The sequence below is a fragment of the Pseudomonas sp. F220 genome, assembly GCF_057813935.1.
In genome coordinates this window covers 1-13,216 of the sequence record NZ_JBVASJ010000035.1, presented here as the reverse complement: position 1 = coordinate 13,216, position 13,216 = coordinate 1, and the positions used below count along the sequence as shown (strand labels likewise).

At 59.5% G+C, this 13,216-nt stretch carries 13 protein-coding genes; 7 read left to right on the top strand and 6 right to left on the bottom strand.

The window, feature by feature from the left end:
• Window positions 1–46: 46 nt before the first annotated feature.
• Entirely contained in the window at window positions 47–553 is a 507-nt protein-coding gene (gene def / locus ACZYSM_RS23535) for a peptide deformylase (protein WP_489075122.1), read from the bottom strand.
• 154 nt (window positions 554–707) lie between these two features.
• Here def and ACZYSM_RS23530 point away from each other — a divergent pair, with 154 nt between their 5' ends.
• From ACZYSM_RS23530 to tsaC, 3 genes are all read left to right on the top strand, one after another.
• On the top strand, window positions 708–1,733 hold the full coding sequence (locus tag ACZYSM_RS23530; protein WP_489075120.1) for a LysM peptidoglycan-binding domain-containing protein: 1,026 nt from the start codon (window positions 708–710) through the stop codon (window positions 1,731–1,733).
• Between the two features lie 89 nt (window positions 1,734–1,822).
• Window positions 1,823–2,929, top strand: a complete 1,107-nt coding sequence (gene dprA, locus ACZYSM_RS23525; protein ID WP_489075117.1) for a DNA-processing protein DprA — start codon at window positions 1,823–1,825, stop codon at window positions 2,927–2,929.
• A 54-nt stretch (window positions 2,930–2,983) separates the two neighbouring features.
• Entirely contained in the window at window positions 2,984–3,541 is a 558-nt protein-coding gene (tsaC, locus tag ACZYSM_RS23520; RefSeq protein WP_489075115.1) for an L-threonylcarbamoyladenylate synthase type 1 TsaC, read from the top strand.
• A gap of 130 nt (window positions 3,542–3,671) precedes the next feature.
• Here the strand turns inward: tsaC and ACZYSM_RS23515 are convergent, their stop codons facing one another.
• Window positions 3,672–4,649: an NADPH:quinone reductase gene (locus ACZYSM_RS23515; RefSeq protein WP_489075113.1), complete on the bottom strand. Its 978-nt coding sequence runs from the start codon at window positions 4,647–4,649 to the stop codon at window positions 3,672–3,674.
• Window positions 4,650–4,816: 167 nt separating this feature from the next.
• On the opposite strand from ACZYSM_RS23515, the gene hemF reads away from it, so the two are divergent.
• Both hemF and aroE read left to right on the top strand, forming a co-directional pair.
• A complete protein-coding gene (gene hemF, locus ACZYSM_RS23510; RefSeq protein WP_489075111.1) occupies window positions 4,817–5,725 on the top strand; it encodes an oxygen-dependent coproporphyrinogen oxidase in 909 nt (302 codons plus the stop codon).
• A 16-nt stretch (window positions 5,726–5,741) separates the two neighbouring features.
• Window positions 5,742–6,563 (top strand): shikimate dehydrogenase, encoded by an 822-nt coding sequence (gene aroE, locus ACZYSM_RS23505; RefSeq protein WP_489075109.1) that lies wholly within the window; start codon window positions 5,742–5,744, stop codon window positions 6,561–6,563.
• Window positions 6,564–6,660: 97 nt separating this feature from the next.
• On the opposite strand, the gene ACZYSM_RS23500 is transcribed toward aroE, so the two are convergent.
• From ACZYSM_RS23500 to betC, 3 genes are all read right to left on the bottom strand, one after another.
• Window positions 6,661–8,229, bottom strand: a complete 1,569-nt coding sequence (locus tag ACZYSM_RS23500) for a SulP family inorganic anion transporter (protein WP_489075107.1) — start codon at window positions 8,227–8,229, stop codon at window positions 6,661–6,663.
• Window positions 8,230–8,384: 155 nt separating this feature from the next.
• On the bottom strand, window positions 8,385–9,317 hold the full coding sequence (choX, locus tag ACZYSM_RS23495) for a choline ABC transporter substrate-binding protein (RefSeq protein ID WP_489075105.1): 933 nt from the start codon (window positions 9,315–9,317) through the stop codon (window positions 8,385–8,387).
• 15 nt (window positions 9,318–9,332) lie between these two features.
• The gene (gene betC, locus ACZYSM_RS23490; RefSeq protein WP_489075103.1) at window positions 9,333–10,847 is read right to left on the bottom strand and encodes a choline-sulfatase; all 1,515 of its coding nucleotides are present in this window, start codon (window positions 10,845–10,847) and stop codon (window positions 9,333–9,335) included.
• Between the two features lie 114 nt (window positions 10,848–10,961).
• Here betC and ACZYSM_RS23485 point away from each other — a divergent pair, with 114 nt between their 5' ends.
• Window positions 10,962–11,912 (top strand): choline sulfate utilization transcriptional regulator, encoded by a 951-nt coding sequence (locus tag ACZYSM_RS23485; RefSeq protein WP_489075101.1) that lies wholly within the window; start codon window positions 10,962–10,964, stop codon window positions 11,910–11,912.
• Here the strand turns inward: ACZYSM_RS23485 and ACZYSM_RS23480 are convergent.
• A complete protein-coding gene (locus ACZYSM_RS23480) occupies window positions 11,899–12,570 on the bottom strand; it encodes an NAD(P)-dependent oxidoreductase (RefSeq protein WP_489075099.1) in 672 nt (223 codons plus the stop codon). The genes ACZYSM_RS23485 and ACZYSM_RS23480 overlap by 14 nt on opposite strands.
• Before the next feature lie 84 nt (window positions 12,571–12,654).
• On the opposite strand from ACZYSM_RS23480, the gene ACZYSM_RS23475 reads away from it, so the two are divergent.
• Window positions 12,655–12,981 carry a DOPA 4,5-dioxygenase family protein gene (locus ACZYSM_RS23475; protein ID WP_489075097.1) on the top strand — a complete coding sequence of 109 codons (327 nt, stop codon included), beginning with the start codon at window positions 12,655–12,657 and terminating at the stop codon, window positions 12,979–12,981.
• The last annotated feature ends 235 nt before the right edge of the window (window positions 12,982–13,216 follow it).

Below are 13,216 nucleotides of genomic sequence, written 5' to 3'. Positions count from 1 at the left end.
GCGAAAAAGAAAAAGGCTTGCCGCTGCAAGCCTTTGGGGGAAGGGATCAAGCGTTCTGGCGATGCAGCTTTTCCAGCTTCTTCTTGATCCGGTCGCGTTTGAGCGTGGACAGGTAATCAACGAACAACTTGCCATTGAGGTGATCGCATTCGTGCTGAATGCACACCGCCAGCAGGCCTTCGGCGATGAGCTCAAAAGGTTGGCCATCACGGTCTAGCGCGTTGATCTTCACGCGCTGCGGGCGATCGACGTTTTCGTAGAAGCCCGGTACCGAAAGGCAGCCTTCCTGATACTGGCCCATCTCGTCGGTCAGGACTTCAACCTCGGGGTTGATGAACACCCGTGGCTCGCTGCGGTCTTCGGAGTGGTCCATGACCACGACGCGTTTGTGCACGTTGACCTGGGTCGCAGCCAGGCCGATGCCGGGTGCTTCATACATTGTTTCAAACATGTCATCGACCAACTGGCGCACTTCGTCGTCCACTACGGCCACAGGTTTGGCGATAGTGCGCAGGCGTGGGTCAGGGAATTCGAGGATGTCTAAAATGGCCATAAGCGTAATTGCTGCACGTGTGAGGTAAAGTCAAAGTCGGTTGCCTGTAGGTCCGCAGACTCAGGCAACCGTTGTAAAACGTTCTCCTGGAAGGGAGCGAGCCACGGGAGCTCTAGCGTTTCACGCGAACGTACATAATAAAGGGATTCACTGCATGAGGAAATCACTACTCGCCCTGCTGCTACTGGCTTCGGCCAGCATCGCGCAGGCGCAAGTGCAACTCAAGGACGGTTTTCCACAGCATTACACCGTGATGGCGGGCGACACACTCTGGGATATTTCCGGGAAATTCCTCCGAGAACCCTGGAAGTGGCCGGAAATCTGGCAGGTCAACCCACAAATCGAAAACCCCAATCTCATCTACCCCGGGGACTCGCTGTCACTGGTCTACGTTAACGGCCAGCCACGCTTGACCCTCAATCGTGGGGCTTCCCGTGGCACCATCAAACTGTCACCGCGAATCCGCAGCACGCCGGTGGCCGACGCCATTCCGAGCATTGCGCTGCACTCGATCAACAGCTTTTTGCTGAGCAATCGCATCGTCGACAAGGTCGAGGATTTCGACAAAGCGCCGTACATCGTCGCTGGCGATGCCGAGCGGGTACTCAGTGGTACGGGTGACCGAATCTACGCCCGCGGCAAATTCGACCCGACTCAATCGGCCTACGGCATCTTCCGTCAGGGCAAGGTTTACACCGACCCGCAGAACAAGGAGTTCCTGGGGATCAACGCCGACGATATCGGCGGTGGTGAAATCATTGCCACTGAAGGTGACGTCGCCACGCTGGCCCTGCAACGCACCACTCAAGAGGTGCGCCTCGGCGACCGGTTGTTCAGCGGCGAGGAACGGGCGATCAATTCGAACTTTATGCCCAGCTCGCCCCAAGGTGAGATCAACGGCGTCATCATCGACGTACCACGCGGTGTAACGCAGATTGGCGTGCTCGACGTGGTGACCCTGAACAAGGGCCGTCGTGACGGTTTGGCCGAAGGCAACGTGCTGGCGGTGATGAAAACCGGGGAAACGGTCCGTGATCGCGTGACGGGCACCCAGGTGAAAATTCCCGATGAGCACGCCGGGTTGCTGATGGTGTTCCGCACCTATGAAAAGCTCAGCTACGGCTTGGTACTCAATGCATCGCGCTCTTTGGCGGTGATGGACAAGGTAAAAAATCCTTAAAAAAACGGTAACTCTGAACAAGTTACCAACAGACTTATCCACAGCTTATTCCTGTTTGAACAGGACTTATAACGATCAAGGATGATCCTATGTCGCCATCTGCTATTACGCCGGTTTCTCCTGCGGAACTGGAAGCCCGTTTGCGTTTACATCGTCTGCCGGAACTCGGTCCCCGACGTTTTCAAAAGCTGCTCGAAGCCTTTGGTTCAGCCTCGGCAGCCATCAGCGCGCCGGCCAGTGCCTGGCGTGCATTGGGCCTGCCTGCCGCTTGCGCTGAGGCCCGACGCAGTCCCGAAATTCGTGATGGTGCCAGTCATGCATTGGCCTGGCTTGAGCCTCCTGGCCAGCATTTACTGATGTGGGACCAGCCCGGCTACCCTGCTCTGCTGGCCGAGCTGTACGATGCCCCGCCGCTATTATTCGTTGCCGGCGATCCGGGAATTCTGGAAAAACCACAGTTGGCGATGGTCGGCAGCCGTCGTGCTTCCCGGCCTGGAATGGATACTGCCGCGGCGTTTTCCCGCAGCCTTGCTGGTGCCGGTTTTGTCATCACCAGCGGCTTGGCGCTGGGCATCGACGGTGCCGCGCATCAAGCGGCTCTGGACGTGGGCGGGCAAACTGTCGGCGTGCTGGGCACGGGGTTGGAAAATTTTTATCCACAGCGCAACCGTCAGCTGGCCGAGGCGATGATTGCCCAAGGCAGCGCGGTGGTTTCCGAGTTCCCACTGGATGCCGGGCCGCACGCCAGCAACTTCCCTCGGCGCAATCGAATCATCAGCGGTTTGTCCCTGGGCGTGCTGGTAGTCGAGGCCAGCGTTGCCAGCGGCTCGTTGATCACTGCTCGCCTTGCGGCTGAACAGGGTCGCGAGGTGTATGCGATTCCTGGGTCGATCCATCATCCTGGTGCCCGCGGTTGTCATCAGTTGATCCGCGATGGCGCGGTGCTGGTCGAGACCATCGAACATATCCTCGAAGCCCTGCGTGGCTGGCAACGACTGCCGCCCGCCACAACGACTGCGCCAGCGCAGGCCGATCATCCTTTGTTGTCCTTGCTGCACGCGGCACCACATACCAGTGAAGCCTTGGCTGGCGCCAGTGGTTGGGCCCTGCCTAAGGTTTTAGCGGCGCTGACGGAGCTTGAAATGGACGGCCGGGCTGTCTGCGAAAGCGGACGCTGGTTTGCGCGTGTAAGCTAGGTTTTATAAGGAAGATCGGTAAACTGCGCAGAGCCTTATTCCGGAGAGTTTTTCATGGTCAACAGTTGGCGTGTGCAACAAGCCGCGCGAGGCATTCGCGCCGGGGCGGTGATTGCCTATCCAACCGAAGCGGTCTGGGGCCTGGGTTGCGACCCGTGGGACGAGGAAGCGGTGGAGCGCCTGTTGCTGATCAAGGGCCGCTCTGTGGACAAGGGCTTGATCCTGGTCGCCGATAACATTCGTCAGTTCGACTTCCTGTTCGAAGACTTCCCGGAGCTGTGGATGGACCGCATGGCCAGCACCTGGCCGGGGCCGAACACCTGGCTGGTGCCGCATCAAAATCTGTTGCCCCAGTGGATTACCGGTGTGCATGAAACGGTGGCGCTGCGGGTCAGTGATCACCCGCAGGTACGGGATTTGTGTGCGTTGGTGGGGCCGTTGGTGTCGACCTCGGCCAACCCACAGGGCCGGGCGGCGGCGCGTACGCGGATTCGCGTCGAGCAGTATTTCCGCGGGCAGATCGACATGGTGCTGGGCGGTAATCTTGGCGGGCGCAAGAACCCGAGCCTGATTCGTGATCTGGCGACCGGCAAGATTGTTCGCCCGGATTAAGAATGAGGTGAACCCATCGTCGGAACGCCGCCCGGAGCCGGCTCGCTCCCACTTTAGATCTTCAGTAAACACAGACTTTGTGTTCGACAACGATCCACTGTGGGAGCGAGCCTGCTCGCGATGGCGTCCGTCAGGGCAACAAAATCGTCGACCCGGTCGTACGCCGCGCCGACAACTCGGTCTGGGCCTTGGCCGCTTCCGCCAGTGGATAACGCTGGCTGATATCAACCTTGATCTTGCCGCTGATGATCATCCCGAACAGCTCATCGGCCATGGTTTGCAGATTTTCGGCGTTGTTGGCGTAGGTCGCCAGCGTTGGCCGGGTCACGTACAGCGAGCCCTTTGCCGCCAGAATCCCCAGATTCACGCCATCCACAGCGCCCGAAGCGTTACCGAAGCTCACCACCAGGCCGCGCGGCGCGACGCTGTCCAGAGAGGTGAGCCAGGTGTCTTTGCCGACGCCGTCGTAAACCACCGAGCATTTTTTGCCGTCAGTCAATTCCAGCACTCGTTGTGCGACGTTTTCCTTGCTGTAGTCGATGGTCTCCCAAGCGCCGAGGGATTTGGCGAGGGCGGCTTTTTCAGGCGAGCTGACCGTGCCGATCAACTTCACGCCGAGCGCCCTGGCCCATTGACAGGCCAAGGAACCAACACCACCGGCCGCCGCGTGAAACAGGATGGTTTCGCCACCTTTCAGGTCATAGGTTTGACGCAGCAGGTACTGCACGGTCAGACCTTTGAGCATCACGCCCGCAGCTTGTTCGAAGCTGATGGCGTCTGGCAGATGCACCAGATTGCTCGCCGGTAGTACGTGCACATCGCTGTAAGCGCCCAGTGGACCGCTGCCATAGGCCACGCGGTCGCCGACTTTGAATTGAGATACTTCGCTGCCGACCGCCTCGACCACGCCCGCGCCTTCGGCACCCAGGCCCGATGGCAATGACGGCGGCGCATAGAGACCACTGCGGAAATAGGTGTCGATGAAATTCAGGCCGATAGCCTTGTTGCTGACGCGTACCTGTTGCGGACCCGGTGCTGCCGGTTGGTAGTCCACATACTCGAGTACTTCGGGGCCGCCATGGGCACGGAACTGGATACGTTTGGCCATCTGCAATCTCCTTAAGTCTTTTCGCGAAAGGTCCCTATCGGACTCCTAAGCTTGACCTTCGTCAACTGCGGAGGGGCAAGTTGCGGTGTTATGCTACGCACCCATTTGCGCCGGCCTCCCGCTCCATTTGAAGTGCCGCGTAGCTTTGCCCGATTCAAGGTGATGCCATGACTACCCGCACCGAGGCCGTAAAAGCCTACCTGCTCGACCTGCAAGACCGCATTTGCGCCGCTCTGGAAGCTGAAGACGGCAGCACTCGCTTCGTCGAAGACACCTGGACCCGGCCTGCCGGTGGTGGCGGTCGCACACGGGTGATCGAGAACGGTCAGGTCATCGAGAAAGGTGGCGTCAGCTTTTCCCATGTGTTCGGCAGCGGTTTACCGCCATCCGCCAGCGCCCATCGGCCTGAACTGGCCGGGCGCGGTTTTGAAGCCCTCGGCGTGTCGCTGGTGATTCACCCACACAACCCTCATGTGCCGACGTCCCACGCCAACGTGCGATTTTTCATCGCCGAAAAAGAGGGCGAAGAGCCGGTCTGGTGGTTCGGCGGCGGCTTCGACCTGACCCCGTATTACGGCAACGAAGAAGACTGCGTGCACTGGCACCGCGTCGCCGAACAGGCCTGTGCGCCGTTTGGGCCGGACGTTTACTCGCGTTACAAAGCCTGGTGCGACAGCTATTTCTACATCAAGCATCGCAACGAGCCGCGGGGCATCGGTGGGCTGTTCTTCGATGACCTGAACGAGTGGGACTTCGACACTAGCTTCGCCTTCATGCGCGCCATTGGTGACGCCTATATCAAGGCGTACCTGCCGATCGTCCAGCGCCGCAAAGCCGACGCGTACACCGAAAAACAACGTGAATTCCAGGAATTTCGCCGTGGTCGCTACGTCGAGTTCAACCTGGTTTATGACCGTGGCACGCTGTTCGGCCTGCAATCGGGCGGACGTACCGAGTCGATCCTGATGTCACTGCCACCGCAAGTGCGCTGGAGCTACGATTGGAAGGCCGAGCCTGGTAGCGAAGAAGCGCGCCTGACTGAATACTTCCTGCAAGATCGCGATTGGTTGGCTTAACCCCTGAGGAATTCTGATGGACCGTTACGTCGTATTCGGTAACCCGATTGGCCACAGCAAATCGCCGATGATCCATCGTCTGTTTGCCGAGCAGACCGCTCAGAAGCTGGATTACAACACTTTGCTGGCGCCGCTCGACGACTTTTCCGGCTGCGCCAAGGCATTTTTCCTCGAGGGTCGCGGCGCCAACGTCACCGTGCCGTTCAAGGAAGACGCTTATCGCCTGGCCAACAGCCTGACAGCGAGGGCGAAGCGGGCCGGCGCGGTCAACACCTTAAGCAAACTTGCTGACGGCAGCTTACTGGGGGACAACACTGACGGCGCCGGGCTGGTGCGGGATCTGACCGTCAACGCCGGGTTCAGCCTGAAGGGCAAACGCATTTTGCTGCTGGGTGCCGGCGGTGCGGTGCGCGGTGCGCTGGAGCCTTTGCTGGCCGAGCAGCCTTCGTCAGTGATTATCGCCAACCGCACGGTGGAAAAAGCCGAGCTGCTGGCTGAGTTGTTCGCCGACCTCGGCCCGGTGTCCGCCAGCGGTTTCGACTGGCTGCAAGAGCCGGTGGACCTGATCATCAATGCTACGTCGGCCAGCCTGTCAGGCGATGTACCGCCGATTGCCAGCAGCCTGATCGAGCCGGGCAAGACCTTTTGCTACGACATGATGTACAGCAAAGAACCGACCTCGTTTTGCCGCTGGGCCAGTCAACACGGCGCTGCGGTGGCAATGGATGGCTTGGGGATGTTGGCGGAACAGGCGGCCGAAGCTTTCTACCTATGGCGCGGCGTGCGCCCCGACACCGCATCGGTGCTGGCGGAGTTACGTAGGCAGCTTGCTGCGTAGGAGCGAGGCTTGCCCGCGATAGAGACGCCGCGGTGTATCAGATGCACTGCGTTATCGTTCATCGCGGGCAAGCCTCGCTCCTACAGGTATGCGTTGCCTAATCTTCGAATCTGATCGGGCATTTCTCCGGCCCTTCCAGCTTCCTCAACTCTTCCACCACCTGCGGCCGTGCCCGTCGCAGGGTCAGGCTGCGATCCTGCTGCAGCAACCGCCGCGCTTCCTGATGGAGCATTTCCACCCCGGAATAGTCGATGAAGTTGATCTGCTGCGCATCGATCACCACCCGTGAGCCATGCAGGCGTTGCAGGCGCACCTGCAGGTAATGGCTGGCTCCGAAGAAGATCGAACCACCGACCCGCAGAACATCTTCGTCACCGTCGCGCCACTGCTGCACGCTCGGCTGCGAGGTGCGTTTGAGGTAGAAGAACAGCGACGCCAGGACCCCGGCGTAAATCGCGGTCTGCAATTCCAATAGCAAGGTTGCGACGCAGGTCAGCACCATGACCACGAATTCGGCGTGGCTGACCCGGAACAACGACCGAATACCGCGATGATCCACCAACCCCCAACTGATCAACAAAATGCTCCCGGCCATGCTCGGGATCGGGATATGCGCGATCAACGCCGCGCCGGTGACGGCGAACAACGCCACCCATAACGCGGAAAACACCCCGGCCAACGGCGAGCAAGCGCCTGCTTCGTAGCTCAGACCAGAACGGGTGAACGAGCCGGCCGACAGAGAACCCGAGAAAAACCCGCCGACTATGTTCGATAGACCTTGAGCTCGAACTTCCTGATTTGCGTCGAGAAGCTGCTGCGAACGTGCCGACAACGAGCGGGCAATCGACAGACTGGTGACCAAGCCGAGCATCCCCACCGCTACCGCGCTGGGTAGCAGGCGCAGCACCAAGTCCAAATCCACCGGCAGTGGGCTGAAAGGCGGCAGCTTGCCGACGAACGAACTCACCAACGTCACATGGCCGAACATTGCCGGCCACAACCAGACCACCAAGCCGCTCAAGGCCAGAGTGATCAGCAATGTCGGCCAGCGTGGAACCAGGAGTTTCAGAATGATGCCCAACACCAACGTGCCAAGGCCCAGAACCAATGAAGGTCGATCCAGAGCGCCGATATGGCTGATCAGCGATATCAGACTGTTCAGTGCTGTGGCCTGATTCGGTAGGTCGAGCCCCAGCAAATTGGGCAATTGCCCAAGAGCGATGACTACCGCAGCGCCAAGGGTGAAGCCCAGCACCACCGAATGGGAAACGAAATTCACCAGCGCGCCGAAGCGCAGCATGCCCAGCAACCACTGGAAAACCCCAGCGAGGAATGTCAGCAACAGGATCAGCGTGATGTAGTCCTGCGAACCGGGTACGGCCAAAGGACTGACGCTGGCATACAGCACAATGGAAATCGCCGCCGTCGGGCCGCAAATCAGGTGCCAGGACGAGCCCCAGAGGCAGGCGATCAACACTGGAATGATCGCCGCGTACAACCCGTACTCAGGCGGCAGACCGGCGATCAGTGCGTAGGCGATGGATTGCGGCAACGCCAGAATCGCCCCGCTCAGGCCAACGATCAGGTCGCGGCCAACGCTGGCGCGGGTTTGCTGTGGCAACCAGCTCAGGAAGGGGAAGAGTTTATGGCGATTGGGCCAGGCCATGGGTCCTCTCGGTCAGAGATATGCAAAAGGCGTCAGGGTGAGGTTTCAGATGCTGTTGCGCAAGATCGAAAATCGATTCGCGGGCAAGCCCGCCCCCACAAGTTCTCGGTGAGCCCTGTGGGAGCGGGCTTGCCCGCAAAGGGGTCGTAAAGGTCTTACAGCTTCGCCTTCACTGCCACCAACGCATCCTTCCCATCCACGGTCTTCACCCCGTCCAGCCACTTTTCCAGCATTGTCGGGTTGGCCTTGATCCAGGCTTTGGCGGCGTCGGCGTTGCTGACTTTCTTGTTCACCACCTCGGCCATGATGCTGTTCTCCATTTCCTGGGTGAAACTCAGGTTGGTCAGCAGTTTGCCAACGTTCGGGCAGGCCTGTGCATAACCTTTGCGGGTCAGGGTGTAGACGCTGCCGGTGTCGCCGAAATATTTCTCGCCGCCCTTCAGATAGTGCATTTTCAGTTGCACGTTCATCGGGTGCGGAGTCCAGCCGAGGAAGGTCACGAAACGCTGCTTTTTCACTGCCCGGGACACTTCAGCCAGCATGGCTTGCTCGCTGGACTCGATCAGCTTCCACTGGCCCAGTTCGAAGTCGTTTTTCTTGATGATGTCTTGCAACGAGATATTCGCCGGCGCCCCAGAGCCAATGCCGTAGATTTTCTTGTCGACCTTCTCAGGGAATTGGTCGGCGTATTTATTCAGGTCGGAAAAGTTATGCACACCTGCGTCCCAGACGTAGTCCGGCACTGCCAGCGTGAATTCGGTGCCGTCCAGGTTCTTCGCCAGTTGAGTGACATCGCCATTGGCCACGAACTTATCGTAGAAGCCCTGCTGCGCCGGCATCCAGTTGCCGAGAAACACATCCACCTGACCGTCCTTGAGCCCGCCAAAGGTAATCGGCACCGCCAACGTGTCGACCTTGGCCTTGTAGCCCATGCCGTCCAACAGGAAACCGGTGATGGCGTTGGTCGCGGCGATGTCGCTCCAGCCAGGGTCGGCCATTTTCACTGTGTCGCAGCTCTGCTCGGCATAGGCCGAAACACTGCTCAGAGCCAATAGCCCTGCGGTCAGTACTGTGGATAACGTTTGCATGGCCTTCCCCTTACATTATTGGTTTTGGCAGGGTTGTGGATAACGCGCTTTGCGCTCCAGATCGTCGAGGTCGATATGGTTGCGCATGTACTGCTGACTGGCGTCTACCAGCGGCTGGTGATCCCAGCTCTTCAGCTTCCCGATGGCCAGCGACTCGGCGACAAAGCGCCGGCGACGCTGGCTGGCGAGCACTTGTTGATGGATCGCCGGGATGTCCCATTTCGCCCGCGCTTCTGCGAGAAATTCGTCGAAAATTTGCTGATGTTGCAGCGAATGGCTGAGTTCTTCCTGTTCACGCGGGTCGTTGTGCACGTCGAAGAGTAGGCACGGGTCGTCTTCGCTGTAGATGAATTTCCAGGCGCCGCGACGAATCATCATCAGCGGGCTGATAGTGCCTTCGGCCATGTACTCGCCAAAGACTTCGTCGTGACCGGCCTGACCTTGCAGGTGCGGGACCAGCGAGCGCCCGTCGAGTGGCAAGCCGGGTTCCAGCTCGCCGCCGGCAAGCTCCACCAGGGTCGGCAGCAAATCGGCGGTCGATACCGCGGCGCTGACCCGCCCGGCGGCGAACTGCCCCGGGGCACTGACCAGCAGCGGCACACGGGCGGCCATTTCGAACCAGTGCATTTTGTACCAGAGCCCACGCTCGCCGAGCATGTCGCCATGGTCACCGGAGAACACGATGATGGTGTCGTCGATCAACCCGGTATCTTCGAGTGTTTGCAGGAGTTTGCCGACGTTGCTGTCGATATAGCTGCACGCGCCGAAATAGGCCCGGCGGGCGTCGCGGATTTTATCCACAGGCAGCGGCTTGCCCCACAGGTCGTAGACCTTGAGCAGACGCTGGGAGTGTGGATCGAGATCGGTCTGCTCTGGCGTTTCCGGCAGCGGAATGTCTTCGTCGCGGTACAGGTCCCAGAACGCTTTGGGGATGGTGTACGGGTCGTGGGGGTGGGTCATCGAGACCGTCAGGCAGAACGGCTGGTCGCCATCCTCGCGGACGTGATCGAACAGGTATTGCTGGGCTTTGAATACCACCTCCTCATCAAAATCCAGCTGATTGGTGCGCACACACGGGCCGGCCTGCAGCACCGATGACATGTTGTGATACCAGCTCGGGCGCACGTCCGGCTCATCCCAGTTAACCGACCAGCCGTAGTCGGCCGGGTAGATATCGCTGGTCAGGCGTTCTTCATAACCGTGCAACTGATCCGGGCCGCAAAAGTGCATCTTGCCCGACAGCGCGGTGCGGTAGCCGAGGCGACGCAGGTAGTGGGCATACGTCGGCACATCTGCGGGGAAGTCGGCGGCGTTGTCGTAGGCGCCGATCTTGCTCGGTAACTGCCCGCTGACCAGGGTAAAGCGCGAAGGTGCACAGAGCGGGCTGTTGCAGTAAGCGGCGTCGAACACCACGCCTTCAGCGGCGAGGCGGCTCAAATTGGGCAATTTGATGGGCGATGGGCCGTAGAACGGCAACATTGGCGCGGCCATTTGATCGGCCATGATGAAAAGAATGTTCTTGCGCTTCATGTGATCGCGGCATTCCATAGTGAATATTTATGCGAAAGTGCTGTGATTGAGAATGGAGCCCACGAATCTGGTGGTAAAGCCCATGCACGGCAATGACTAGGATAAGCACAGCTTATGTATGACGCTCTTGGCGATTTGTCCCTGGACCTGTTTCGTGCTTTCGAAGCGGCGGCCCGTCATCGCAGCTTTACCGCAGCGGCAGTGGAACTCGGCACGACCCAACCGGCCGTCAGCCAGCAGATCAAGCGGCTTGAGGCGCAACTGGGCACACGGTTGTTCGACCGGATCTATCGCGGTATCGAACTGACCGAGGCCGGGACAATTCTGTTCGAACAGGTGCAGGCTGGATTGCAGAGCATTGACGCCGGGTTGAGCGCGATCAGCGCCCAGCATCAGCATGAGGTGTTGCAGGTCGCGACCGACTTCGCCTTCGCCGCCTACTGGCTGATGCCGCGGCTGCACCGCTTCCACGAAGCCAACCCGCAGATTGATGTCAGCCTGGTCACCAGCGAGCGCAGCCACAACATGCTGCGCACTGACATCGACGTAGCGATACTGTTCGGCGACGGCCGCTTCAAACAGGGTGAAAGCCATTGGTTGTTCAGTGAAGAAGTGTTCCCTGTGTGCAGCCCGCGACTATTGAAGGATCGTGCGATACCTTTGCCTGCGAATGCGTTGCTGGAGTTTGCGCTGCTGCATTTGCGCGGTGAAAACAGTAGTCACTGGTTTGACTGGAGTGGTGTGTTTCGCGAGTTGGGCATTGCTTCGGCGCCAGCGCCTGGGCCATTGCGCTTTGACAACTACACGCTGTTGATTCAAGCCGCGATTGCCGGCCAAGGCGTGGCCATCGGCTGGCGGCACCTTGTGGATAACTTGTTGGAGCAGGGTTGGCTCTGTCGGCCGATCGCCGAAACGGCTATCTCAAGCTTCGGCTATTACGTAGTGTTGCCCCAGCGCAAACGGCGCGGGCCGCTGATCCAGCGGTTCGTCGATTGGTTGATGGCAGAGCAGGCCAGCAGCGCCGAATCGCTGACGGGCGTCGCCCTGGCGTCTATTGCGGTGTAGTGCCCGTTGCCACGAAGTTCACGTGTTCGCGGATGTGCAGGTTCAGGTGCAGCTCATCGGCAATACCGACCGCGACGCGATTCAGTCGCTCAACCACCTCGACCAGACCTGGTTCAAGACTGCTGCTGACCTGACTGAAATGCTCGATGGTCAGCCCGTAAACAGCTTGTGGCGCATTCACCAGCGTCCACCGCAAGCCGCTGCTTTTCAGGGCGTCGAGTATTTCTTCGGCGGCATATTGTTGCAGACGTTCTTGCACTTGCAGCTCATCCAGTACCGCAAAGTCGCCGACCAGGAACAGCCGTTGGATACTCGACCCCTGCATCCCGGCAATCAACGCGTCGACCGCACGGACTTGCTCGACAGCTCCGGGAACGAAGGTTTTCTCGATGTGTTCACTGTCCTTCGGCAGACCGGGCGCATCCAGCAGGCAGATCACTGCGGAACAGCCTGCGACGCTCTGCTTGACCCGTTCGGCATCGAACAGATTTCCGGATTTGGTGCGTAAACCCGGGCGCGGCGCCAGTGCCGTCAGGTCATCGAGAATAGCGATGACCTCGTGTTGACGCCGCAGCATTTCAGCCATCAGCGCACTGCCGAGGCTACTCATGGCACCATAGAGCACCAGTTTGACCACCGGGGTTTCGGCGTTTTTCATGGCTGAGCTTCCTTCTTTCCTGCTTAGTATAGGTTGTGACCTATGGGCAGCCGGAAGGGTTCGACTTTGTCGCGAGGGTTCCAGATGCAACGTATCAAGGGCTACCACGCCCATGTCTATTTCGACGCCAGCACCATCGATCAGGCCCGGGCCTTGTGTGAGCAAGCGGCGCAGTTGTTTCCGCTGAAAATGGGGCGTGTGCATGAACGGCCAGTCGGCCCGCACCCGGACTGGAGTTGCCAGCTGGCCTTCGACCCCGAATACATTGGCGTCGTCCTGCCGTGGCTGGCGCTTAATCGCAAAGGGTTGGTGGTGTTTTTACACCCCGATACCGGCGATGACCTGGCGGACCATACCGAGCATGCGATCTGGATGGGGGCGGTACGGCCGCTGGATTTGTCTGTTTTTTGAGCAGTCCGAAATTTTCGGTGATGGTGAGGGCCTCATCGCGAGCAAGCCCGCTCCCACATCTATGGTTACCCCCTTTTCTGCAATACTGTTTTTGATGCGTGGCTGGCGTGCTTTCATCTATCCGGCGTCTGAGTGGGGTGGTGGCCCCGCGCCTCGATGAGAATCGATGCCCGACGATCCTAATTACTAGAACGGCCTTTCAGCCGTATGGGAGCTCAGGGTTGTCGTCAGGCCG

What these genes read in the sequence shown, in the direction of transcription:
- def (WP_489075122.1), bottom strand. Translation starts at nt 553, where the DNA reads ATGGCCATTTTAGACATCCTCGAATTCCCTGACCCACGCCTGCGCACT.
- ACZYSM_RS23530 (WP_489075120.1), top strand. Translation starts at nt 708, where the DNA reads ATGAGGAAATCACTACTCGCCCTGCTGCTACTGGCTTCGGCCAGCATC.
- dprA (WP_489075117.1), top strand. Translation starts at nt 1,823, where the DNA reads ATGTCGCCATCTGCTATTACGCCGGTTTCTCCTGCGGAACTGGAAGCC.
- tsaC (WP_489075115.1), top strand. Translation starts at nt 2,984, where the DNA reads ATGGTCAACAGTTGGCGTGTGCAACAAGCCGCGCGAGGCATTCGCGCC.
- ACZYSM_RS23515 (WP_489075113.1), bottom strand. Translation starts at nt 4,649, where the DNA reads ATGGCCAAACGTATCCAGTTCCGTGCCCATGGCGGCCCCGAAGTACTC.
- hemF (WP_489075111.1), top strand. Translation starts at nt 4,817, where the DNA reads ATGACTACCCGCACCGAGGCCGTAAAAGCCTACCTGCTCGACCTGCAA.
- aroE (WP_489075109.1), top strand. Translation starts at nt 5,742, where the DNA reads ATGGACCGTTACGTCGTATTCGGTAACCCGATTGGCCACAGCAAATCG.
- ACZYSM_RS23500 (WP_489075107.1), bottom strand. Translation starts at nt 8,229, where the DNA reads ATGGCCTGGCCCAATCGCCATAAACTCTTCCCCTTCCTGAGCTGGTTG.
- choX (WP_489075105.1), bottom strand. Translation starts at nt 9,317, where the DNA reads ATGCAAACGTTATCCACAGTACTGACCGCAGGGCTATTGGCTCTGAGC.
- betC (WP_489075103.1), bottom strand. Translation starts at nt 10,847, where the DNA reads ATGAAGCGCAAGAACATTCTTTTCATCATGGCCGATCAAATGGCCGCG.
- ACZYSM_RS23485 (WP_489075101.1), top strand. Translation starts at nt 10,962, where the DNA reads ATGTATGACGCTCTTGGCGATTTGTCCCTGGACCTGTTTCGTGCTTTC.
- ACZYSM_RS23480 (WP_489075099.1), bottom strand. Translation starts at nt 12,570, where the DNA reads ATGAAAAACGCCGAAACCCCGGTGGTCAAACTGGTGCTCTATGGTGCC.
- ACZYSM_RS23475 (WP_489075097.1), top strand. Translation starts at nt 12,655, where the DNA reads ATGCAACGTATCAAGGGCTACCACGCCCATGTCTATTTCGACGCCAGC.